Genomic DNA, 25147 nt, shown 5'->3' on the forward strand with positions numbered 1-25147 from the left:
CGCAGAAACTCGCGGATTCACGCAAAGCATATCATCGCTCAAGTATAACGCAGCCATTTAATCTGCGAAAATCAGCGATCATTTGCGTTTCAATAAAATGCTGCCATAGTATTGACTAAATTTGAAATATACTACTTACACATTATTGCTTCATCATAACTATGTCTATAGCCCGATCCAGTCCTCCGGCGTAACTGCCACTCGAAGGCTCTTTGGTGGAGAATCCCGCGAAATATAATCCTATGACCTTGTTGCCGGGGAATGTGCCATTGTCTTTGAATGACAGTCTTACCTTTCCATCACGTATTTCCGGGATAGCCATGCACTGGCTGCTTTTATCCCATGTGATATTGTCATTATCGGCCAATACACAATTATATACAAACAAAGGTGTTGAAGTACCCAAATACTGCCCGGCAGCGATAATTAGTTTTCCGTTATCATAGTCTACAACGAACTGCGCACCAGACATCGGACCATCAATCATCACATACTTATCAGGTTGATATTTTAATAATTGAGCTGTATGCGATACCGTTTTATTGGTTTTATCTATATAGCTGATGTCATATTTTCCCTGAAAATCCTTATAGATGGTTTGGCAGAATGAATAAGTTTGTTGTGTTTTTCCACATCTGATAGTGACCGGGATGACTTTTTCGGTCAATGTTCCTTCTTCGTACGGAATGGAAGTGAAAATAACGGAATCGCCTTCGACTTTATGTGATAACCATTTAGAATCGTATTTTATTTCGTATGGTAAGTTGCTTTTCAGATAATATGCTTTTCGCTCTCCTGTTGTAGAGAAATTATAGAAAGCTGGAAAGTTGGTGGAGAAAATAGCTCCTAACTGTGTGACGGGGACAACTGTACTTTCTGTTCCCATACAGATTTCTATCAAAGCATTTCTTCCGGTAATATCTTCATTGGCAGAGATTGTCAGGAGTACTTTATTTCCCGATAGAACAGGGGCACACCACTCTTCTGTAGAAGTCACCACATAGTCTCCTACCACCGATAATTCAATCTCACCCGTTCCTCCGATAGCAGGTAGGCTGGTACTGGCACTGATCACTTTAAAAGTAGGGGAGGAATTCTCCTCTTCATTGTCATTGCATCCCATGTTTAGTATGCAAAGCATAAATAAGCATAGATAAAAATATTTTTTCATAACTCTTTATTTAGCTGAGACGGTGAACCACACCTCTTCTGGTTTATCAATACTTGTGAATTTAATTTTTGTCGGATATTTGGGATTATCAGCTTCCATGATATAAGGACTATAGTTTGTAATAATACTGACAAACTCCTGATATCCACCTGTCCAAAATGCACCTCCGTTGATATAGCCTTTATTTGTAAAGTCAAGTTCTATTTCATTTTCCGTATTCTTTACCGGAATGAAATCGAATGAATAATAGCTCCACCAGGCGATAGAAGAGTTGTCTACCCGGGTGGCGCCGGTTACTACGGCATAAGTGCTTTCATCTTTGTAGTATCCCAGGTATATGAAAGATAATCCGGTAGTAGCTTCTGCGAAGTTGGTAGCAAGCTGGCGATCTGTATATTTCCAATAAGTCAGAACGAAATCACTCATTTCGTCCGGAGAAAAATACCAGGAAGCCTTTGATTGGGCAAAGAATTTATTCACTTTCATTAGTTCAAAACTAATTTGGGCATTTCCATTGTCTGTGCTTAATATATCTTGTTCAACCGAATATTGCATACTTTCAATAGAGTTTCCTGAGATAGTGACCGGTTGATAGAAGCGGATGCCTGTGTCTGTGTAGATATAGGGTACTTCTGTAGAAATAGTTTTTCCCCCATCTTCATAATTTAGAGTGAAAGTGCGGTTGGCACCTTTTTCTATGGAAACTTCCTCTCCATTGACATTCATTTTATAAATAGGAGCTATCGCATTCTTTTTTGTGTATTCTACTTTATCCATGTACTCTTTGGCGGGTACAGTCAGTTTGTTCATTACGATTTTGTTTCCGGTCTTTTTGCCTTGTAATATGATTTGGGTATCGGTTTTACTCATTAATATAAATTCGTAATCTCCTTCCAACCCCTGATAGAGATCAGAATATGGAGTAGAGAAATAGTGTAACAATGAATTATAAGTATCAAAAGTAAGTACAGGACCGTTATCTGATATTAAACGCCACAGACTGCTCTCTTCTTTTCCGGGAGATAAATCCATTCTGACTTTTACTTCTGAACTGGTGAACTGGAGCGTGTACATATATCCTCCGTAAGCCTGTGATCCTTGCGGGTAGTATTCCATAGACCATCCGTATTCGGAACTCACCAATGCTTCCTGATATTCCCTTAATGCCTGTGCGATTCTTTCGGCGGCCGGGCTGTCGAAGATATCTTCATTATCTTTAAAGCAGGAGCCTAATAGAAGCGGCAATAATAATATGATTACTATTTTTTTCATTTTTGTTCTGTTTAAAAGTTTTCCAGATCGAGTTTGTCTATCTCAGAAGAGCGGCGTTGTACGATGTCTCTAAGCTGGTTTAGGTCGATGTTCCAGCTGTCTTTCATATAGTTGTATACAACTTCAAATTTCTGTTTTATAATTTCGGCTCCGGCTGTTCCGGCTCCAGTCAACATGGCGTCCCATTGTTTGGAAGATTGAGTCAGATAGATACATACATTTTCGGCAAAATCCTCGTTGGCCTCTTTACTGGCATATTGGCTGACAAAACCGGCTTTTTGTGCATCTGCATCACTACTCCAATAATCATTCCAGGCATCGCCCACATACGACGTACCGGATATTAACTGAAAGTCGCTCGTGTACTCTTTGGTCTGAGTAAAGATATGCGTAAATTCATGGTGAATGGTTTTAAAGTACCATTCGTTGAGTAGGTTGATATTGGTCGGATCAATGTAGTTAGCTCCGTATAAAGTGATTTTCATCCCTCCTTCGGCAGTACCCAGTTCGAATGTTCCGTTGTTGCGAAAAGCAAAACTGCCTATGATATGAATTACTTTGGGAAAATAGTTTCGGATGTAATCCGGACCAGCCAGTTCATCATAGGCTTCAATACAAAGATGTTTGATGAGCTTGGCCAATTGTACTGACTTTTTCATTTCTGCGGGAACCAATGTATAGTCCATATCCGATTCAATATCTTCCATCCGGTATTTGAATTCGATGTTGTAAGGATATATATAGTTGTTTAACAACCATCCGTCAAATTCGTTTTGTTCACCGGTTTCTACGGTAATAATACTATGGTTCTTGTCCGGTTCGTCATCAGTGCAGGCTATGAAGCCTACTATGACAGGAATCAGGAATATCCATTTACTTTTCATATTCTCAGGTTTTTATTTTTGTTGTAACGAATGTGTTTATCTCGGGTTGGCCGGAAGCCCGGCATTGATGACTTCCTGTGGAAGCTGTATGGCACAGCGTGGGTCACGGGGAAGCAATTGGTCTGCTATGGTGACATCTTTCCCGTTGGCACTGACTACACGGCGGTCTACCTCTATGCCATATCGTTTGATGTCGAACCAGCGCAATCCTTCATGAATTGTTTGTATCCGGCGGACGAACAGTAAGAATTGGATGAAACTTTCCTGCTTCCCACTTTTGACAGTGAATCCGGGATTCAATTTTTTCTTTAGTGTTGGTGCATTCGGTTCATAATAAGGAATAGGATTGATAAATTTCTCTACATCCTCTTCTTTTAGTACATAAGCACTTTTTGTATTGGCTTTGATCCAGATATTGAAGTCTCTGACAGCTTCCTGATATTTCTCTTTCATGATATATGCTTCCGTTCTTGCCAGTAAAGTCTCTTCTGCACTGAAGGCTGTGTATACGGTGTGTGGATAGCCTATCATTGCAACGGGATCGAGGTATTCAAACAAGAATGGTAACTTCATTGTCAGAGTCTTATCAAGATTGGTTCCTTGGTATATGAATGGGAGGACATGATAGTTGGTATATCTTCCCCATGGTCCGTCGGCCTTTAATGTTTCATATTCGGCGATGAGGGCTCCGTGCGTAATACGCGACATGTTAAAGTAAGGGCCAAAGTATCTTCCTGCCTGTGATAGTGAAGTCATTAACATCAGATTACAGTTATATTCCGGTTTGATATAGTCTTTGGTATATACATCTTCGTCTCTTGTCATTTTGGCGCGTGCCTCCATATTCCTCATCATAACAGCGGGGTTGGAGGTTAGTACTTTATCTGCATATTCTATCACTTTGTCCCATCGTCCGGCATATAAGTTGAAACGTGTGGCAAATGCATAGGCAGCCTTGGTGTTGAAGTGATATTTGGGTACACTGTACGCGTCTTTGATCATGGGGAGTGCTTCTTCTATATCCTTGTTGATTTCTTTATAGACACTATCCACTGTGATACGGTCATATTCTACTATCAGCTGGGTTTCCGGTACCTTCACATAAGGTATACCCATGTCTTTGGTTGCATACTTTTCAGTGTAGTGCTGGCAGAAAATATTGACCAGTATGAAGTGTGCATATGCCCTACATAACAGGGCTTCTGCCTTGAATGGTTTCAGACTGGCAGGAGTTCCCAGCTCTTCTATGGCTTCCAGCGCCTGATTGGCTGCGGAGATTGATTTATATGACCGACTCCACAAGGCATACGGATCTTCTTGTCCGTTCGTTTCTGTAACATCTTTCCAGTATGCCATTTGTTCAATGAATAAATAGGTATAGGGATTACTGGGGCCATAGTCGTCTACGTTGTCGGAAGAGTACTCCCCTAAGAACATGGCTGAGGCTTCGGGATAGGCTGAAGTTATCAGCGCTTTTACATTTGCCTCTGTGTTGACCTCTGTACGGTTGTCCGGAACCTCGCTCAGGAAGTCATCGCACGAAGCTAAGATGCTTCCTGATAGTAGGATGATAACCGGAATATATTTATATATATGTGTCATATTGATTTTATTTAGTGGTTATTGTTACATTCCAAGTCTTAATGTCAAAGTGAACTGCCGTGGCACTGGGGTTGCTACACCACCTGAATTAAAGAATTCCGGATCTTGCCCGTTCAGTTTCTTATCGGCATATATCAAAAAGAGGTTCGTACATTGTAGTTTCAATGACAGGCTGTTCAGTTTCCAGTTGGCTATCAATGCTTTGGGGAAATCATAAGACAAGCCTATTTCTTTCATTCGGATAAATCCGCCGTCAGCAATGCGCATGTCAGAATAGTTGTAGGCATTGTAGGCCCGGCTTAAATAAGGATCCAGTCTGTTTTGGCGCGTACTGGCTATTACGGGTATATTAGTAAACTTTTCGTCTCCCGGCACCATCCAGCGGTTTTTGAATTCTTTTGGAGTGGCGGTGAGGTCCGAATAACTGGAACTGAAAACATTGTCCAGACGCACCACGTTGCCGAATGAATAGGTGATGAATAAGTTTAGTTTAAACCCTTTATAGCCGAATGTATTCCCGAAACTACCCAGATCTGTTGGGTCAGCAGCTCCCGAATATTTCAGGAAATCAAGTTTTTTACTTTCCTGAAAGTTGATATCTGTTGTTGTAATCTGTCCGTCCTGATTGAGGAAAGTAGGTATACCATCTTTGTTTAATCCCTGAAATGGAATAGAGAAGATGGAACGTACCGGATAGCCTTCTCTGGCAAAACCATATCCGGATACCAAGCCCATCAGTGTTTTGTTTGATTTTAGTTTGGTAATCTCGTTATGTGTATGAGAATAGATGAAGTCGGTAGTCCAGCTAAAATCTTTAGTCTGGATGTTTCTTGTTGACAGGGTGAACTCTACACCATTGGATTTCATTTCGGCGATATTACCCATTTTCAAAATCTCACCTCCGGCTCCCTGGGTACTTACCGGCCCTATGAGGTCATAGTTGTTACGCTGATACCAGTCTACTGCAACACTGATACGATTGTCCAGCAATCCTACATCAACTCCTATGTTCAGTTCATGTTTTTTTTCATAAGTCAGATCAGAGTTTCCAAGATTCACTACCTGCAATCCCATTTCACCTGTAGAGGCTGTTGGTCTCCAGGGTTTATAAGCGGATAAGATGGCTGTAGAGTTTGTTACACTTTCGGGACCACGGTCTGCCGTCAAGCTATAAGATGCTTTAAGCGATAAATGAGATAGAGCCGGTTCCCAATCTTTGAAAAACTCTTCCTCATGGATGTTCCATGCACCCGATATATTCCATGTTGGTAACCAACGGGACGAACGTGTTTTTCCTAATGTATTGGAACCTTCGTAGCGAATCGTACCATTGAGGGTGTATATTCCTTTATAAGAATAGGTTGCATTGGCGAAAAAGGCAATGTTGCGTACCCTTCCCTTTGCGATTGAATAGTAATCAGTGCCTTCTTCGGCACCTTTCTTAAATACTTGATAAGCATAGAACGGTACTTCACCCATTGAGTACTGAAGCCCCCATCCGCGTATCCACTTTCTTTGCCGGTCAATATAGTTTGATTCCATACCGCCAAACAAGTTCACGATATGTTTCTCTTTGAATACATTATTATAAGAGATTGTACCGCGAAAATCGTATCCTAACATGCGGAAGTCCGAACACTCGTAAATACCACCTTCCGGGAGTATACTGATAGGCAGTGCGTATGGATTGTCCGGATCACGGTATAAATGAGGATTTTGGTCTCTGATACTAGAAGTGGGCATGGCCCGGTAGGCCATTGCCTGATTGGAAAAGTCAGTAATGATATGTTCTTGTGACGTTGATGAGTATTTCATGGCACCTAATGCGGTAACTTCCAAGTTGGGCAGTATTTTCCATTTCAATTCTCCCTGTACCTTTAGGTCGGATGCGTTGATATCCATGTAATTGTTCTCTAATTCATGGAAAATATTGAAAGGAGCATAATTACGGGTATAGTATTCGGTGGCACTGATGGCTCGCGAACTGTTCAGGGCATAGCTGTAAGGGTTGATATCAAAATCACGTTTTACTTCTCCCGAAACGGGATCGGTACTTTGTGACAATGTGCCTGGTGCTTTTTGCTTTCGGTACGAACCGCTTGAAATAAGATTCAGGCTCAGGTTTGTCAGAATGTTGTAGGTGGCATTCAGGTTGGCTGTATAGCGGTTTACCTTGCTGTCTTTAGTCCATCCCGGGTCTACCAGAGCGCTCAATGATGCATAATAAGAGGTCTTGTCGTTACCGGAGGAGATACTGACGGAATGATTGTGCATCACATTGGTATTGAATAATAAATCGAACCAGTCGGTATTTCTCATTTCTGCATCACGCAGGTAATTGGCACGGGACAGCGGTGTATTTAATAAACCGAATTGTTGGGTAACGGGGTCGTACGTATGTAGTAGCTCGTACATCTTTCCGTAGACTCCACTTTCACTGGCATTAGATAATTCGGAGAAGTTCAACCACCCTTTCTTCTGCATCTCCTGATAGACAGACATCTGATCTTGTGAATTCATTATGTTGAACTGTGAGTAGTCCGGCTTTAATCTCATCGTGTATTCACCTGTATAACTAACCCGGCTACTGCCTGCTTTTCCTTTCTTGGTAGTGATCACAATTACTCCCGACATGGCTCGGGCCCCATAAATAGAGGTGGCAGAACCATCCTTTAATATCTGAAAGCTTTCGATGTCGTCAGCATTCAGGCCTGATATAGCCGAACTGATTAACGTGGTGGCATCTCCTGAGGATAGCTGGTCGGCATCTACTTCTACTACATCCTCCATGATGACCCCGTCTACTACCCATAAAGGCTTGGAACTACCATAAATAGAAGTAGCACCACGAACACGAATTTTAGGTGCCGTACCAAAGGTACCCGATACATTTTGCACAGATACACCTGCGGAACGTCCTTCCAATGAACGACTTATATCTGGTACACCATCCAGTTTAACATTCGAAGCACTGAGCTGATCGGTAGCTCCTGTGAATAGCCGTTTGTCCATTTTCTGTACACCCGTTACGACTACTTCATTCAGTGTCTGTACATCTGAAGCCAATGTCACTTTTAATGGGATGCCTCTTTTGACGGCTACTTCTTTATCTTTCATTCCGACATAAGAAACGATCAGTGTTTGTGCGTTTTGAGGGATATCTTTCAATGTAAAACGTCCGTCTATGTCGGCAATTGTCCCCATTGTGGTACCTTTTACTTTGATAGATGCCCCTACAACAGGTTCGTTGTCTTCTTCGAATAGAACGATACCGGTTATAATATTACTTTCCTGTGCAGGAGCCTGTACCGGGGCCATCTTGTAGATCTGTATTACTTTATTTTTAACTTCATACTGTAGTTGCTGGCCGGTAAGAATAATGTCCAGCATCTCACTGATCGTTTTATCCTGCGCCTCCACGCTGATTTTCTTTTCTAACTCCATTTCAGAAGAGCTGCACCACAGGGAGTAAGATGTAAGTGTCTTCAGCTTTTTAAGGGCTTCTTTTACCGTAACATTGTGCATACTCATTGAGACCCTTTGTTCCTGTGCAAAGGCTCCGATGCTACAACATAAAAGCATGATTAATAATAGTTTTCTCATATCATCCGTTTAAAATGTTTATGGACTAATTTACACGATTTCTTATTTCATTTTTTTTCATTATCTGAATAGTATCCCCTTTTATGGTGTAATAGAGACTGTTTTTCTCCGCTATGATTTTCAATATGTCAGTGATTGTTTCTTCATTGCAGAAGTCACCGTAGAAGTGTTTCTCCCTTAGAGTTTTGTCTTCTATCACAATATGTACATTGAAAGCTCTTTCCAGGTCTTTTACAATCTGACTGAGTGGTTCTTCATCAAAAAACAGTATATTCCGGGCTGCTGCTTTGGGGAGGCAGGTTGCTGCGGGAGCCTTTGCATTGTCGGTGGGGGATAATGCTGCACTTTTGGAGTGGGAGGTGGTCCACATTACATAGTTAGATGCAATAACATTGCGTACTTGCGTCCGTTCGCTTTTTTGATTGATGACTGCCTGTTGGTTAGGTTTCAATAAAATATTGGCTTTTGAATTTTTGTTGTTTTCAACAGCCAGACTTCCTTCTACCAGTGTAATTTTGGCTTTCTCATCTTCCGGATAGGCTTTCATGTTAAATTTGGTTCCTAATACATGAATGGCAATTTTTCCAGAACTTACTCTGAAAGGGAGTTCCTTGTTTTTGCTGACCTCAAAGTAGGCTTCTCCTTTTAAAGTCACATTTCTGTTACTTCGCCCGAAACTTCCGGGATATTCAAGTTTACTTCCCGAATTGAGCCATACCTGTGTACCATCCGGCAGGGTGACCAATGATTTTGAACCATAGGCTATTTCTATACTTTGCATAGAGTTATCCCATGAATTTTCGCCGGTTGATTTTAATAAATATCCCACTCCGAATGCCAGTAATACAATCGCTACATAGCCTATCCAGGCGATAGAGTGTTTTCGGTTTATGGTATATTCTTTTTGTCTGGTGATTTTATATATGCGGTTGTAAGCCGGGATTACCCGGGCTGTGAAATGCTTTTCTTTTTGCTTGATCCGGAAAAGTTTTAGTGTGGCATAATAACAGGTATAAGTACGCTGGTTGTTTGCATTGTTATTATACCACGCTTGTAGTTCCTGCTCTTCATTAGGAGTGAGGGCTCCATTAAATTGCTTTTTAATTAATTTGAAAATATTATCCATAAATTCTCTATTAATTGTTTGTTGATTGTATAAAGACGTAATAGAGAATAAAAGGGGTAGTGAGAAAATGAAATATTTTTCTACTAAAATGATTTATTTTAATAGAAAAAAGAAGTTAGTGCTTTTAATTTTTTACTGAAAGTTAAGTAAAAAGAAAAAGTTGCAATGCCAGGATGCATAAAATATAATCGGTGAGATCTTCACGAAGAGCATTTAACGCGTTTTTTATGTGATATTTGACTGTATTTACAGAAATGCCTAATTCTGCGGCAATTTCCTGATGGCTTTTGCCTTCATAGCGGCTGAGGATGAATACTTTCCGGCATTCTTCGGATAATCCGTTGATAATTTGCTGTATTTGTTCTTCTAATTCCTGAGATACCAATTGCTCAAAAACATCCTCGTCCGGTGCAAAACAGTTTTGATATTTTTTGTCTGTGATGTCTACTGAATGAAAAGAATGGTCAGCTCGTATAAAGTCGATAGCCTGATTCCGAACAGCTCTCATTAAATATCCCCTGATGGACTTTGTTACAGCTATTTGCTTTCGTTTTTCCCATAATGCGAGCATCACGTCTTCTACGATACTTTGGCATATGTATTCATCATGGACATATTCATAAGCAACGGCACACAAAAATGCATAATGTTGTTTGAAAATAATCTCGTATGCTTTATGATTACTATTCTGAAGTTTCGATATCAGCTCACGTTCGTCCATGCCGTTAAGTAACTATTTTCTTGCAAAAGTAGTTATTTTGTCGATATATCCTATAAAATCTAATAATAGTGATTGTTTTTTTAGAATATTCCGTTTGTAGTTGTTCTGTTTCTCTTTTGCTGACATTGTTTTTATTTGTGATTGTTTGTAAGTTGTTGATTATCAATTGATGTAAGGATGTACATTCTTGTAGTGTGAAAGTGTACATTTTTGTATGACAGGATTGTACACTTTTGTGGTACTAATGTGTACAACCTTGTCCTATTAAAGTAATAAGAAGATAATTTTATTATTTATTTTGGTCTCTTTTTATTACAAATAATGCAAGACCTTTATTTTGAAGTTTATGTCCTTTGTAATCTTTTAGAAATAGCCTGTCGGCTTCTCTACGAGAAACGCCTCGTTTGTCGTAGAGAAACGGTCCGATCTTCGTAGAGTTTCGAAGCGTTTCTCGTAGAGAAAAAATATGTATATTTAATGTGTTGATATTTAGTATTTTAACAAGAGTTTGGTATGTCTTGTATTTTCTTAATGATACTATCTTTCTTTTTCTTCTTTTCTTTGTGTACTAGTTTTATAAATAGTTACAAAATTAAGTTCGGAAGTGGCTGTTGTTCTTGTGCTTAAAAATGGTAATACTTTGGGTGTTTTTTATCAATTTTGGTAGAAATATTTATGGGAAGTATGACAAACGATGTTTGGTTGAAATGTATGTTAACTCAGGCTTTCGAGAATAAAATGATGTGTAAGATAAAGAAAAACAGTTTTTTAATCTGTGTTTTATTGAATAATAATACTCAGTAGAACTTTGTGTGACTCTGTGGTGAGTTTAACTCATTTATTGATTCATATTAAAAAATCTTCAATGCGTTAGTTCTATAAATAATTCTTCCGCGTTTTTTTGATAATTGAAAGATTAGCACTAATTTTGCACCCTCATTTGAATATAGAATAAAGTATAAATCAAATAAATAATTGTCAGAATGAACGTTTCATTTCAAAACATTGACAAAGTAAGCGCATTGCTTACAGTAAAGCTGGAAAAGGCTGATTATCAGGAAAAAGTAGATAAATCTTTGAAGACATTCCGTCAAAAAGCTCAGATCCCGGGATTCCGTAAAGGGATGGTACCGATGAGCCTGGTGAAGAAAATGTATGGTAAATCAGTGGTTGCTGAGGAAGTAAATAAACTTCTTTCAGAAAAAGTATATGATTATATTAAGAGTAATAATATAAATATGCTGGGCGAACCAATGCCTAACGAAGAAAAGCAGCAGGTGATTGATTTCGATACAATGGAAGATTTTGAATTTGTATTTGATATTGCTTTGGCACCTGAATTTAAGGCGGAAGTAAGTAGCAGTGATAAGGTAGACTACTATACAATCGAAGTAACTGATGCAATGGTAGACAACCAGGTGAAAGCTTATACACAGCGTAATGGTAAATACGAACAGGTTGCTGCTTACGAAGATAACGATATGCTGAAAGGCCTGATTGCCGAACTCGATGAAAACGGTAATACTAAAGAAGGTGGTATTCAGGTAGAAGGTGCCGTATTGATGCCTTCTTATATGAAGAACGATGAGCAGAAAGCTATTTTTGCCAATGCAAAAGTAAACGATGTATTGGTGTTCAATCCGAATACTGCATATGACGGACATGCTGCTGAAATCGCATCGTTACTGAAGATTGAAAAAGAGGCTGCTGCTGAAGTGAAATCTGATTTCAGTTTCCAGGTGGAAGAAATTACTCGTTTTGTGTCTGGTGAATTAAATCAGGAAATCTTTGATCAGGTATTTGGCGAAGGCGTTGTGAAGACTGAAGAAGAATTCCGTGCTAAAATTAAGGAAAGCATTGCTGAACAGCTTGTTGCCGACAGTGATTATAAATTCCTGATTGACGCTCGTAAGATGTTGATGGAGAAGGTTGGTAAACTTGAATTCCCGGATGCATTGCTGAAACGTGTGATGTTGTTGAACAACAGAGAAAAAGGTGAAGAATTCGTAGCTGAAAACTATGACAAGAGTATTGAAGAACTGACTTGGCACCTGATTAAAGAACAGTTGGTGAAAGACAACGAAATCAAAGTTGAGCAGGAAGATGTAATCAAGATGGCTAAAGAGGCTACCAAAGGACAGTTTGCTCAGTATGGTATGATGACTGTGCCCGAGGATATTCTTGAAAACTACGCTCAGGAAATGTTGAAGAAAAAAGAAAATGTTGATGGTCTTGTAGGGCGCGTGGTTGAAGCTAAATTGGCTACAGCGCTGAAAGCTAAGGTAACGCTGAACAACAAGACTGTTCCGATGGAAGAATTTAACAAGATGTTCGAATAATATCCTTTTACAGGAAAGAACATAAAGTCACAGAAACACAGAGTTTTTATAAAATTATAACTCTGTGTTTTTTTGTGTCTCTGTGTTCTTTTTTGTTTCTTTGCAGTTACATATTAAAAAATAAGAAAGGAACATAAAAATGGACGATTTTAGAAAATACGCAACCAAGCATTTAGGAATGAACAGCTTGGCACTGGATGATGTGATTAAATCACAGGCTGGGTATTTGAATCCCTATATTCTTGAAGAAAGACAGCTCAATGTAACACAACTTGATGTGTTCTCGCGTCTGATGATGGACCGCATTATCTTTCTTGGTACTCAGATAGACGATTATACAGCCAATACTTTGCAGGCTCAGTTGTTGTATCTGGATTCTGTGGATCCGGGCAAAGATATCTCTATCTATATTAATTCTCCGGGAGGGTCAGTGTATGCCGGATTGGGCATCTATGATACAATGCAATTCATTTCCAGTGATGTGGCTACTATCTGTACAGGTATGGCTGCTTCTATGGCTGCTGTTCTGCTGGTAGCGGGTACAGAGGGTAAGCGTTCTGCTTTAAAGCATTCCCGCGTAATGATTCACCAACCGATGGGGGGGGCGCAAGGACAGGCTTCGGACATCGAAATCACTGCCCGCGAAATAATGAAGTTAAAGAAAGAACTCTATACGATTATTGCAGACCATTCTCATACAGACTTTGAAAAGGTATGGGCGGATTCTGACCGTGATTACTGGATGACAGCAGAAGAAGCCAAGGAGTATGGTATGGTAGACGAAGTGTTGATTAAAAAATAAAAATGGCTGAATCAAAAAATAATAAAAAGAGATGTAGTTTTTGCGGCCGTACGGAGAATGAAGTCGGCTTCCTGATAACAGGAATGAACGGTTATATCTGCGATAGTTGTGCCACCCAGGCTTATGAGATAACTCAGGAAGCGCTGGGGGCTGACAAAAAGGGCGCAGGAACTACAAAACTGAATCTGAAAGAACTGCCTAAACCGGTAGAAATCAAAAAGTTCTTAGATCAGTATATTATCGGGCAGGACGATGCGAAACGATTTCTGTCCGTGTCGGTATACAATCACTACAAGCGTCTTTTACAGAAAGACACGGGAGATGATGTGGAGATTGAAAAGTCGAACATCATTATGGTGGGAAGTACCGGAACCGGAAAAACTCTATTGGCACGTACAATTGCAAAGCTGCTGCATGTGCCGTTTACTATTGTAGATGCTACAGTGCTTACTGAGGCTGGTTATGTAGGAGAAGACATCGAGAGTATTCTCACCCGCCTGCTCCAGGTGGCCGATTATAATGTACCCGAGGCAGAACAGGGAATTGTATTTATAGACGAAATAGATAAGATTGCCCGCAAAGGTGATAACCCTTCTATAACCCGTGATGTCAGTGGTGAAGGTGTACAGCAGGGGTTACTCAAACTATTGGAAGGATCTGTTGTAAATGTACCGCCTCAGGGTGGTCGTAAACATCCGGATCAGAAAATGATTCCCGTGAACACCAAAAATATTCTGTTTATTTGTGGAGGTGCTTTCGATGGTATCGAGAAGAAGATAGCACAGCGCTTGAATACGCATGTGGTAGGCTATAGCGCTTCACGTAAGACAGCTACGATTGATAAAAGCAATATGATGCAGTATATTGCACCGCAAGACTTGAAATCATTCGGATTGATACCCGAAATTATCGGTCGTTTGCCGGTGCTTACTTATCTGAATCCGTTGGATCGTGATGCACTTCGTGCGATACTGACAGAACCGAAAAACTCCATTATCCGTCAATATGTGAAGTTATTTGAGATGGATGGAGTCAAACTGACGTTCCAGGATGAGGTGTTTGAGTACATCGTAGATAAAGCAGTTGAATATAAGCTCGGAGCACGCGGATTGCGTTCCATTGTAGAGACAATCATGATGGATGTCATGTTTGAAATCCCTTCGGAAAATAAAAAAGAGTACGAAGTAACATTGGATTATGCGAAATTGCAGCTGGAAAAAGCAAATATAGCAAGATTGCAAACTGCTTAAAATCAAAAGGTAAGAAGTATCGGATGGTTCGTTTCTGTTTTTTATTGAAAAATATTAGTCGAATTATGCTTGATATTTAAGAAGTTGTTTATAACTTTGTTAGAGCTCTTTTACAGAAAGAGTTTTTAAAGTTAAACCATGAACTGAATAAAACAACCTATTTAAGATGGCAGGGAAGATTAATTTGACAGACCAACTGAAACAGTATTTCGGATTTGATAAATTCAAAGGAAATCAGGAAGCGATCATTCAGAACTTGCTTAATGGTGGCGATACTTTTGTGTTGATGCCTACCGGTGGCGGCAAATCTTTATGCTATCAGTTGCCTTCTCTTTTGATGGAGGGTACGGGAATTGTTATTTCTCCATTGATTGCATTGATGAAGAATCAAGTGGATGCAATGCGTAACTTCAGTGAGGAGGATGGTATAGCCCATTTTATTAATTCTTCATTAAATAAAGGTGCGATAGACCAGGTGAAGTCTGATATTCTTGCCGGAAAGACAAAGTTGCTGTATGTGGCTCCTGAGTCATTGACGAAGGAAGAGAACGTGGAGTTTTTGCGGTCGGTAAAAATCTCGTTTTACGCAGTAGATGAGGCTCACTGTATTTCGGAATGGGGACATGATTTCCGTCCGGAATATCGAAGAATACGTCCTATTATTAATGAGATAGGCAAAGCGCCACTTATTGCGCTTACAGCAACTGCAACACCCAAAGTGCAACACGACATCCAGAAGAATCTGGGAATGGTAGACGCACAAGTCTTTAAATCGTCGTTTAATCGGCCGAACTTATATTATGAGGTACGTCCGAAAACTACAAATATAGATAGAGATATCATTAAGTTTATCCGAAATAATCCGGAAAAGTCAGGTATTATCTACTGTCTGAGCCGGAAAAAAGTGGAAGAACTTGCTGAAATTCTTCAGGCGAATGGTATTAACGCACGAGCTTATCATGCAGGTATGGATTCGGCTACAAGGACTCAAAATCAAGATGACTTCCTGATGGAAAAAATTGATGTGATTGTGGCAACCATTGCTTTTGGTATGGGGATCGATAAACCGGATGTCAGGTATGTGATGCATTATGATATACCAAAGAGTCTGGAAGGTTACTATCAGGAGACAGGGCGTGCCGGCAGAGATGGCGGTGAGGGCAAGTGCATTACCTTTTATACAAATAAAGACCTGCAGAAACTGGAGAAGTTTATGCAAGGCAAACCTGTGGCAGAACAGGAAATAGGCAAGCAGCTTCTGCTGGAAACTGCTGCGTATGCCGAATCTTCCGTTTGTCGCCGTAAGACTTTATTACATTACTTTGGCGAAGAGTATACGGAAGATAATTGTGGAAATTGTGACAACTGTTTAAACCCTAAAAAACAAGTGGAGGCTCAAGAATTATTGTGTGCTGTGATTGAAGCGGTCATAGCGGTAAAAGAAAACTTTAAGGCAGACTATATAATAGATATTTTACAAGGAAGAGAAACTTCTGAAATACAAGCACATTTACATGAAGATCTGGAAGTATTCGGATCGGGTATGGGCGAAGAAGATAAAACCTGGAACGCTGTTATTCGTCAGGCATTGATTGCCGGTTATCTAAGTAAAGACGTTGAGAATTATGGCCTGTTGAAAGTGACAGAGGAAGGACATAAGTTTCTGAAGAAACCTAAATCGTTTAAAATTACAGAAGATAATGATTTTGAAGAGGTAGAAGAAGAAACTCCGGCCAGAGGTGGTGGTTCTTGTGCTGTGGATCCGGCACTTTACTCTATGCTTAAAGACTTGCGGAAGAAACTTTCTAAAAAACTGGAAGTTCCCCCTTATGTTATTTTCCAGGATCCTTCTTTGGAAGCGATGGCGACCATTTATCCGGTGACGCTTGATGAACTCCAGAATATTCCGGGAGTTGGAGCTGGAAAAGCGAAACGTTATGGTGAGGAGTTCTGCAAACTGATTAAGCGTCATTGTGAAGAGAATGAGATAGAGCGCCCTGAGGATTTACGTGTGCGTACTGTCGCCAATAAATCGAAGTTAAAGGTTGCTATCATTCAGGCCATTGACCGTAAGGTTGCATTGGATGATATTGCTTTGTCCAAAGGGATTGAATTCGGTGAACTGTTGGATGAAGTAGAAGCGATTGTTTATTCGGGCACAAAACTGAATATTGATTATTTTCTTGACGAAATAATGGATGAAGACCATATGCTTGATATTTATGATTATTTCAAAGAGTCAACAACAGACAAAATAGATGATGCCCTGGATGAATTGGGAGATGAGTTTACAGAGGAGGAAGTGCGTCTGGTGCGTATTAAGTTTATCTCGGAAATGGCTAATTAAAAAAAAGCAAAATATATTTTGCGGAGAATAGCAAAAGTCCGGTTACCCGTTGAGGTAGCCGGACTTTTTTATGGAGGAAAATAAAGGTTTCTTTTTGAAATGTAGTAATACTGAATTGTTATAAAAACACGGCATTTCTCTTTCATTTGGATGGAAATGGGAAATTTTAACAATAAAGTAGGAGTTTTTACGGAATTATATTTAACTTTGTAGCATCAAATAAAAAAAATACAAGTATAAGTTTTACACCTGACAAAACAAGTTTATCATGAATGAGGATTACTTAATAAATCTATTAACTGCACACGCTCTGAATATTTGGGTCAAGATAAAAAAATGCCCTGTCTGAATATCTTCTCTTGAGCTATTATCTATAATGTATTTAAAAGTGATTTTCTCTCTTTTGCTTTTTTATGTATACATTGAAACTGCTCATACTATAAATATCCTAACGAAAAGAATTTCTTTATTATAATCAATGCTATCACACCTGACAAAACAAGTTTATCATGGATGAAGATTACTTAATTACCGTTTTTGCCGTACGTGCTTTAAAAAATGTCTGGGTCAAGATAAAAAAATGGCCTGTTTGAATACTCTCTTTTAATCGTATTAAAGTTTATGCGAAAATAGTTACCCTCTTTTGAAGAGGGCTGGATTTGTTTTATCATATCTGATTGCATCCCCCGTCTTTGTACGCACATGAATAGTCTAAATAAGTATATAGAATAAAGTTTAATTAAAAAGAACGCAGAAGATGAGAAAAAGTATCCTTTTGTTTGTACTTTTTTCAGTTTTGCATATCTCAATGCTCTATGCACAGGGGTATGTCGTGAACGGACATATCATTTCGGCTGAAGATAATCAGCCTTTGATAGGTGTTTCTGTTCTGGAAAAAGGTACAACGAATGGTGTAATTACCGATATGGATGGTAATTACAGACTGAATGTAACAAAGTCTCCGGCAACCTTGCAATTCTCTTATATAGGAATGACAATGGTAGAAAAGCAGGTGACAGGTACTTCAACAATTAATGTTACAATGGAAAATGCCACTCAAATGGTGGACGAAGTTGTGGTGGTGGCTTACGGGGTAAAGAAAAAAGGGACCATAGCCGGTTCGGTTTCCGTAGTTAAAGGTGATAAGATTGAGAACACACCCACAGCCAGCTTCGATCAGGCACTACAAGGTAAGTCTGCCGGATTAACCGTTTTACAGAATACAGGGGAACCGAGTGCTGCTGCCAGTTTTCAGATTCGTGGAACGAATTCAATCAATGCAGGTACTGCACCTCTCTTTATTATGGATGGAGTTGCTATCTCTGCCGATGATTTTTCGTCTATCAATCCCAATGATATAGAAAGTTTTACAGTGCTGAAGGATGCATCGTCTACTTCAATTTACGGAGCTCGTGCCGCCAATGGTGTGATTGTGATTACAACAAAGAGGGGACGTACGGCTGAAAAAGGAAAAATCATTCTTCGTGCTCAATATGGTTTTTCTGACCTGGCGTATGGTAAGTGGGATCAGATGAACACAACGGAACGCCTCAATTATGAGGAACAGATCGGACTGCGTGTGCCGGGCACGTATGATCGTGAAGCATTAGAGCGCATTGATATAAACTGGCGTGATGTAATATACAATAATAATGCTCCCATGTATTCTTATGAATTGAGTACATCGGGTGGAAGTAACAAATTCAACTATTTTGTTTCGGCAGCTTATTTTGGTCAGGAAGGTATTGCAGTAGGATCTGATTTTGAACGTTATTCGGTTCGTGCCAACCTGGAGGTCCGTCCGGTGGAATGGTTGAAAATCGGCACGAATACTTCTTTATCATATGAAAAAATAAAGGAAGCAGACGAAGGTGATTATAATGTAGTGACTCCGGTTTCGGCTTCTAAGTTTATGTTACCTTATTGGAATCCTTATAGGGAAGACGGTTCTTACACATCTGTAGGAGACGGTTCTTGGAATGGTACGAATCAGAACCCCTTGGAGTGGCTGGATAATAATCCGGTAAAACGGAATCGTATGAAGGTGTTGACCAGTCTGTTTGCTGAGTTGAGACCCATTGAAGGGTTGGTACTACGTACTGTCGGAGGTCTCGATGCATCAGACAACCGTCTGACCGCTACCTCTAATCCTTCGTATGTCCCTAATTATGGTTCCGGTACGGTAGCCAAATCATTTGAGCGTTATAGTAACCTGACATGGACAAATACTGCCAATTATACATTTACAATAAAGGATGACCACAATATTAGCCTGCTGCTTGGACAAGAGGCGGTTATTAATCAGTCTGAAGGATTTAATGTAACCACAAGAGGACAATCCAATGATAAATTGTTGACTATGGCTACTGCCACCTCTGCCACTTCATGGGACGACATTGTATCAGAGGCCACTTATTTGTCTTTCTTCGGTCGTGCGGAATATAACTATAGCAATAAGTATTATGCCGATTTTTCAGTTCGTAGAGACGGTTCTTCCAAGTTCGGCAAGGATGCACGCTGGGCCAACTTCTGGTCGGTAGGTGCGATGTGGAACCTGAAATCGGAAGACTTCTTAAAGGATATAGATTGGCTGACCAATCTTCAGCTGATTGCGAGTATCGGAACATCGGGAAACTCTTCCATTCCTAATTATGATCATACGGCCTTGTTTGCAGCCGGACCGCAGTATTCCGGTAAAACCGGTATCGCACCCTATTCACGTGGAAATGAAAACTTGACCTGGGAAAAATTAATGACTACCAATATTGGTGTGAAGATCGGGCTTTTTGATCGTCTGAATCTGAACGTTGAATTCTATAATAAAAAGACAACTGATATGTTGATGGAAGTTCCCGTCACCTTTGGTAATGGCTTCAATACTAAATGGGACAATATCGGAGCCATGATTAACAGGGGAGTGGAGTTTGATGTGGATGCAGATATTATTCGTACGAAAGACTTCACATGGAATGTTTCAGCGAATGCTTCTTATAATCACAATGAAATAACAGAATTGTATAATGGTCTGGATGAATATGAAATAAGTACGACTGGGCTACTTTTGAAAGTTGGACATTCTTATGGTGAATTTCATGCAGTGCGTTATGCGGGAGTTAATCCGGCCAATGGTGATGCTTTATGGTACACTAAAGACGGAGAACTGACAAATCGTTTTAGCAATGAAGACCGTGTGTTATTGGGCAAATCTTATGTAGCCCCCTGGCAAGGTGGTTTTGGTACAACCTTTTCTTATAAGGGTATTCAGTTGTCTGCCTTGTTTAGCTGGGTGGCAGACCGTTGGATGATGAACAATGACCGCTTCTTTGATGAAAGTAACGGTACATATGCTGTTTATAACCAATCTGCTAAATTATTAAATCGCTGGCAGAAACCTGGTGATATAACAGAAATTCCCCGTGATGGAGTCCAGACGCAGCTTGATAGCCATTTGGTAGAAGATGCTTCGTTTATGCGTTTGAAAAATTTGTCGCTTAGTTATACTTTCCCGCAATCGTTATTGAAAAAGACAAAAGTGATAGAACGTGCTAAAGTATTTGGGCAAGCACAGAATTTATTGACTTTCACTAAGTTCACAGGTCTGGATCCGGAATCTAATTTGAATATGTACCGGGCGTCGTATCCGTTGTCCCGTCAGTTCTCATTCGGCATTGAAGTTACATTCTAATAAGTAGAAGAAAGAGTATGAAAAAGATAAGAATATATTTATTAGTGGCACTATTGTGTGGAATGTCCTCCTGTAGTGATTTTCTGGACAGATACCCGGATACAGCTGTGCCCGAAGAAGAGTCGATGACCGATCTGGTATCCAGTGAGCAGATTGTAATTGGTATTTATAGTAGTTTTAAGAATTCCGCTTTGTATAGCGGAACTTTGACCTTGGCACCCGATGTGCAGACTGATCTGGTATATGCTGTAAAAGGGTATACGAATGTATATGGTCCGTTGTATCGTTGGGATTTCCGGGACAGTGATACAAGTATTGAATCGGTATATTCGGGGTTGTATCAAGTGATCGCCCGCTGCAATTTCTTTATGGATCATAAAGATGAAGTATATGGTAAACTAACAACAGAGGCCGATAAAACTACTTTCAAGAAATACGAAGGGGATGTTTATTTTTTCCGTGCGTTAGCTTATTCTGATTTGATACGTATGTATTGTGAGGCTTATGATCCGGATAACGCGGAAAATCAGCTGGGAGTTTCTTTGTATTTGCGCTATCGTAAAGAGGGTGAGGATAGCTCTATTGAGCCTCGTGCTTCATTAGCTGATTCTTATAAACAGGTATTAAGTGACCTGGAACAGGCGGAGAAATATGCAACCCGTAAGGGAGCAGACACGCAGTGGATTACAATAGGAGCCGTGCAGACCTTGAAATCAAGAGTTTATCTTCATATGAAGAATTGGGAAAAGGTGATAGAATATGCTACAAAGGTAGTTGACTCCAAAGTATATACCTTGGCCGATGCAATGAAAGTAAAATGGGTAGATGAAGAAACTGGTAATACGATGACCGATTATCAACGCATGTGGAAATATGATGAAGGTGATGAAGTGATCTGGCGTGTGCAAATGAGTACGACGGATAGAGGGGGCGCACTGGGAACGGTCTTTCTGAACTATAATAATGTGGCTTATCTGCCCGATTATGTACCGGCTAAGTGGCTGCTTGATTCGTATAGTACAAATGATATGCGCTATTCTGCTTTCTTTTATTCCATTAAGACCGGATATTCTCATGGATTAACCTGGCCTATTGTGATCAAATATTTGGGTAATGCGGATATCGATGCCGGTGTTGGTAAGTATTATACAAATATTCAAAAAGTATTGCGTTACGCTGAAGTCTTTTTGAACCGTGCTGAGGCTTATGCACAATTGGGAAAAACGAAAGAGGCCAATAATGATTTGACTAAGTTGCGAAGAGCGCGTATTGCAGATTATGGTAGTGCATCCTATACTCAGGATAAACTGATGAAGGCAATTCAGGATGAACGTGCAAAAGAATTATTTATGGAAGGTTTCCGTTTGTCTGATTTGAAGCGTTGGAATTTAGGTTTTGAACGCACGCCCCAAACCGGAACGATAGATGGATCTTTAAATAACTCATTGAAAATAGAAAAAGGTAATCCAGCCTTTATATGGCCTATCCCGAAACATGAACTTGATGCTTCGATGGGATTGGTTAAACCAAATGAAAGTAATAAATAAGGGAGATGATTATGAAGAAAAGCATATATAGTTTATGTGTACTGTTTGCAATTCTGTTTGTGAGTTGCGATGGCAAGGAAATATTGTATTCCGGCGATTCGTATGTCATGTTTGCCGACTCTGCCATGGTAATGCCTGTAACGGTGAATTCGGAAAGAACTTTTGATATTGTAGTTGCTGCTACCCAGGCAATGGATTATGACCGGAATTACGTGGTAAGTGTAGATGTAGATCATACAAATGCCATTGAAGGATATCATTTTGAGCTTTTGAATAAGAATGTTTTGATAAAGTCAGGTGAGAGGACAGGAGTGGTGACGATGAAAGGGTATTTTGATAATATGAATCGTACAGATAGTCTGGCAGTCACTTTGAAACTGATCAACGATAAGAATGAAACGATGAGCCTGTACGGGAATACGACAAATATCTTTTTATTTAAATGCTATCCGTTTAATATAAATGATTACATAGGTGACATGCGTATGACATGTACATTCCCGTTCAGTGAAGATTCTAAGAGCTTTTTAGTGAAAAGCGAGAAGATAGACGATCATACAATGCTTATCAAGGCACCGTTTGATGACAGTTATGATTTAAAGGTCAAATTCAATGCATCGGATGATGAACCGATGAATGAGGAAGTAACTGTTGTGGAACAGGAAGCGTTTCTCGACGCAGGATACGGGTTGGTTTTTGCACAATCGGTGGCAAGTAACCCGAGCTTTTTCATCGCAGCAGACAGAGGAGTAGTTCTCTATTTGAACATATTCCTTCCTAAAGTGGGCTCATTTGGAACATACCTGTATATATTTGAATGGATCAGCCCTTATGAGGCCGAAGCAGAAAAGAACGGTATTACTCCTCCTTATGACATTAAGGTACAGCCTACAGGATATTCATTGAAAAAATAATCGATTAAAAGAAAGAAAATATGAATACAATCACCCATTTGAAAAATCGGTTGGGCTATTGGGCGTTACTCGTAATGACCTTTGCCATTGCAGCCTGTTCGGATGATAAGGAAGAATCACCGGAGGTGCAGGGAAAAACAACGTTTGATGTTGAAGATATAGTTTTTGTAAGTGAAAAAGGAGAACAGGAGACAACCTTCTCTTTTGAAGCAGGAAATGAATGGACGGCTTCTTTTTCGGAAGGTGGCAGTGTGTTTTTCTCGGCTTCACAAACTAAAGGAAGTAAAGGCAAAGCGGAAATTACCATACAACCTTTGAGAACAAACCTGGAAGCACAGGTACGTACAGCGGAATTCCGTATATCAGTTGTTGGAGATGAAATGGTATATGTGGTGAAGATCTCTCAATTAGGCAAAGGGGCTAACCTTGTGGTCGACACAGAAAGCTTGGTTTTAGAGGCGGATAATGTTGGTGAGTATTTTGTAGATACACTGACTGTAAGCTCTGATCAAACTTGGGAGTTGACCGATGCAACAAGCGGAATACTTTTCTCTTTTATAGACGAGCATCAGTCCGGTCAGATTACTACTAAGAAAGTAGAAGTGAAAGTACTGTTTACAGACTTTGAATCAATGGTCCTGGAAGGTGGGTTTAATATTAAGGCCGGTGCTACTCTGAAACATATTTCGGTGAAAGCTACAGCCGAATGTAAAGCTTATCTGACAGAAGAAATGGATGCGGAAGTTGAAAAGTTGGAACTGTTGATAGACCCTGCTACCCCCGGAGTCTATATGGCTCCTCTGTATGTCTCTTCAAATATTCAGTGGAAATTGGAGTTGCCGGAATGGTTGTCTACTCCTCAACCCACTAATATTACTGTATCAGGAACGTTGGCTACGAACCCTTTATATGTAGAAGTACGCATAGCTGACGGTATGATTCCTGCGTCAGAAAAAGAAGATGTGATTATATTGTCGGATGTTCGTTCCAAGCAACTGATTATTATTCCTATTCACTTTGCCGGAATCAGTGATGATTATATTAATCATAATTTTGAGTTCCCGGCATTTGATCCGTATGGAAATGATTTTGCATTTGATCCGATACCAGGTACGGCACGGATACTCGAATTGCCATTTATGATTGAAACAGGTGAAAATTATACAGATGTAACTGATGCACCATTCAAGTTACTTTTATGTAAATGTGTGAATGGAGCGCTTGAGCGTACAGCTGTCCATTGGGCTACTTTGCGTATGGGCGATTCTTCCAAAGATAAGACATCCAATGGGATATATACAAAGGAACTTTATCTGGTAGCTAATCAGCGTGGCGACGAGGATGATGTGAATAAGCTTACCTCTATGGGAGAAGATAGAGAGGCTTATCTGTTTATTGTTCCCAATTCGGTAAGTTTTGATGATTTGTTTGAAGATCCGGTTTCTACCACTTTGAAGAGCCAGTATATAGGGTCATATATACGGCAAAAAAATGCTTTTCTGGAATATAAGATGAGTGTAACCGGTATTGAAAATGGAGCAACGATCACTCTTCCGGCAGCAGGTGAAACAAAATCTTTTGATATGCTTTCTGATGCGGTGAAAATCTTTACACCCCGGTTGGATGTGACGGAAGTCATAGCAGGAGTTGAGAATCCGCGTACTTTTGTCCCTAATGATGTAAATGTTGAATTTAAAATGAAAGATGGTGTGGTCGATTTAACTAAGTTCGTACTTATCGTAGGAAAGAATAAGGATAAACGGGATCGTGTAATCAAGATTGAATTTAAGGCATTTAGAGGTGTTAATCCGGAAGATGGTAGTGATAATACCTTTACGATGTTTACTTTCTATGTTAAACAACCATTTCAATAATTAAATATAC

At 39.9% G+C, this 25147-nt stretch carries 15 protein-coding genes; 8 read left to right on the forward strand and 7 right to left on the reverse strand.

The genetic code is table 11. The features are described from left to right. Nucleotides 1–142: 142 nt before the first annotated feature. The 7 genes from ACESQI_RS13015 to ACESQI_RS13045 all read right to left on the reverse strand — a co-directional run bounded on the left by ACESQI_RS13015 (nt 143) and on the right by ACESQI_RS13045 (nt 10379). Entirely contained in the window at nt 143–1171 is a 1029-nt protein-coding gene (locus tag ACESQI_RS13015; protein WP_002562374.1) for a BACON domain-containing protein, read from the reverse strand. A 6-nt stretch (nt 1172–1177) separates the two neighbouring features. After that, a complete protein-coding gene (locus ACESQI_RS13020) occupies nt 1178–2443 on the reverse strand; it encodes a DUF4302 domain-containing protein (RefSeq protein ID WP_007487145.1) in 1266 nt (421 codons plus the stop codon). Between the two features lie 11 nt (nt 2444–2454). Continuing rightward, on the reverse strand, nt 2455–3327 hold the full coding sequence (locus ACESQI_RS13025) for a putative zinc-binding metallopeptidase (RefSeq protein ID WP_002562372.1): 873 nt from the start codon (nt 3325–3327) through the stop codon (nt 2455–2457). A 36-nt stretch (nt 3328–3363) separates the two neighbouring features. Further along, entirely contained in the window at nt 3364–4929 is a 1566-nt protein-coding gene (locus tag ACESQI_RS13030) for a RagB/SusD family nutrient uptake outer membrane protein (RefSeq protein ID WP_007487149.1), read from the reverse strand. Nucleotides 4930–4953: 24 nt separating this feature from the next. Next, nucleotides 4954–8532, reverse strand: coding sequence for a SusC/RagA family TonB-linked outer membrane protein (locus ACESQI_RS13035; protein WP_195659948.1), 3579 nt, complete (start codon nt 8530–8532; stop codon nt 4954–4956). Nucleotides 8533–8557: 25 nt separating this feature from the next. Next, nucleotides 8558–9658, reverse strand: a complete 1101-nt coding sequence (locus ACESQI_RS13040; RefSeq protein ID WP_195659949.1) for a FecR family protein — start codon at nt 9656–9658, stop codon at nt 8558–8560. A gap of 142 nt (nt 9659–9800) precedes the next feature. Further along, on the reverse strand, nt 9801–10379 hold the full coding sequence (locus tag ACESQI_RS13045; protein WP_122201943.1) for an RNA polymerase sigma-70 factor: 579 nt from the start codon (nt 10377–10379) through the stop codon (nt 9801–9803). Nucleotides 10380–11362: 983 nt separating this feature from the next. On the opposite strand from ACESQI_RS13045, the gene tig reads away from it, so the two are divergent. The 8 genes from tig to ACESQI_RS13085 all read left to right on the forward strand — a co-directional run bounded on the left by tig (nt 11363) and on the right by ACESQI_RS13085 (nt 25137). Continuing rightward, nucleotides 11363–12718, forward strand: a complete 1356-nt coding sequence (tig, locus tag ACESQI_RS13050; RefSeq protein ID WP_007487157.1) for a trigger factor — start codon at nt 11363–11365, stop codon at nt 12716–12718. A gap of 139 nt (nt 12719–12857) precedes the next feature. After that, nucleotides 12858–13520: an ATP-dependent Clp endopeptidase proteolytic subunit ClpP gene (gene clpP, locus ACESQI_RS13055; protein ID WP_002562365.1), complete on the forward strand. Its 663-nt coding sequence runs from the start codon at nt 12858–12860 to the stop codon at nt 13518–13520. Between the two features lie 2 nt (nt 13521–13522). After that, nucleotides 13523–14770, forward strand: coding sequence for an ATP-dependent Clp protease ATP-binding subunit ClpX (gene clpX, locus ACESQI_RS13060; RefSeq protein ID WP_263667522.1), 1248 nt, complete (start codon nt 13523–13525; stop codon nt 14768–14770). 166 nt (nt 14771–14936) lie between these two features. Then, a complete protein-coding gene (recQ, locus tag ACESQI_RS13065; RefSeq protein ID WP_002562363.1) occupies nt 14937–17117 on the forward strand; it encodes a DNA helicase RecQ in 2181 nt (726 codons plus the stop codon). 757 nt (nt 17118–17874) lie between these two features. Then, complete coding sequence (locus ACESQI_RS13070; protein ID WP_122201946.1) at nt 17875–20802, forward strand: TonB-dependent receptor; 2928 nt, start codon at nt 17875–17877, stop codon at nt 20800–20802. Between the two features lie 17 nt (nt 20803–20819). Continuing rightward, a complete protein-coding gene (locus tag ACESQI_RS13075; protein WP_373126259.1) occupies nt 20820–22349 on the forward strand; it encodes a RagB/SusD family nutrient uptake outer membrane protein in 1530 nt (509 codons plus the stop codon). Between the two features lie 11 nt (nt 22350–22360). After that, nucleotides 22361–23263, forward strand: coding sequence for a DUF4984 domain-containing protein (locus ACESQI_RS13080; protein ID WP_195348852.1), 903 nt, complete (start codon nt 22361–22363; stop codon nt 23261–23263). A gap of 20 nt (nt 23264–23283) precedes the next feature. Then, a complete protein-coding gene (locus ACESQI_RS13085; protein WP_007487160.1) occupies nt 23284–25137 on the forward strand; it encodes a BACON domain-containing protein in 1854 nt (617 codons plus the stop codon). The last annotated feature ends 10 nt before the right edge of the window (nt 25138–25147 follow it).

This window comes from Bacteroides sp. HPS0048, from assembly GCF_964240755.1.
GTDB classification, from domain to species: Bacteria; Bacteroidota; Bacteroidia; order Bacteroidales; family Bacteroidaceae; genus Bacteroides; species Bacteroides nordii.

Bases quoted from the DNA above. Each gene is read 5' to 3' on its own strand.
- ACESQI_RS13015 (WP_002562374.1), bottom strand. From the start codon at position 1,171: ATGAAAAAATATTTTTATCTATGCTTATTTATGCTTTGCATACTAAAC.
- ACESQI_RS13020 (WP_007487145.1), bottom strand. From the start codon at position 2,443: ATGAAAAAAATAGTAATCATATTATTATTGCCGCTTCTATTAGGCTCC.
- ACESQI_RS13025 (WP_002562372.1), bottom strand. From the start codon at position 3,327: ATGAAAAGTAAATGGATATTCCTGATTCCTGTCATAGTAGGCTTCATA.
- ACESQI_RS13030 (WP_007487149.1), bottom strand. From the start codon at position 4,929: ATGACACATATATATAAATATATTCCGGTTATCATCCTACTATCAGGA.
- ACESQI_RS13035 (WP_195659948.1), bottom strand. From the start codon at position 8,532: ATGAGAAAACTATTATTAATCATGCTTTTATGTTGTAGCATCGGAGCC.
- ACESQI_RS13040 (WP_195659949.1), bottom strand. From the start codon at position 9,658: ATGGATAATATTTTCAAATTAATTAAAAAGCAATTTAATGGAGCCCTC.
- ACESQI_RS13045 (WP_122201943.1), bottom strand. From the start codon at position 10,379: ATGGACGAACGTGAGCTGATATCGAAACTTCAGAATAGTAATCATAAA.
- tig (WP_007487157.1), top strand. From the start codon at position 11,363: ATGAACGTTTCATTTCAAAACATTGACAAAGTAAGCGCATTGCTTACA.
- clpP (WP_002562365.1), top strand. From the start codon at position 12,858: ATGGACGATTTTAGAAAATACGCAACCAAGCATTTAGGAATGAACAGC.
- clpX (WP_263667522.1), top strand. From the start codon at position 13,523: ATGGCTGAATCAAAAAATAATAAAAAGAGATGTAGTTTTTGCGGCCGT.
- recQ (WP_002562363.1), top strand. From the start codon at position 14,937: ATGGCAGGGAAGATTAATTTGACAGACCAACTGAAACAGTATTTCGGA.
- ACESQI_RS13070 (WP_122201946.1), top strand. From the start codon at position 17,875: ATGAGAAAAAGTATCCTTTTGTTTGTACTTTTTTCAGTTTTGCATATC.
- ACESQI_RS13075 (WP_373126259.1), top strand. From the start codon at position 20,820: ATGAAAAAGATAAGAATATATTTATTAGTGGCACTATTGTGTGGAATG.
- ACESQI_RS13080 (WP_195348852.1), top strand. From the start codon at position 22,361: ATGAAGAAAAGCATATATAGTTTATGTGTACTGTTTGCAATTCTGTTT.
- ACESQI_RS13085 (WP_007487160.1), top strand. From the start codon at position 23,284: ATGAATACAATCACCCATTTGAAAAATCGGTTGGGCTATTGGGCGTTA.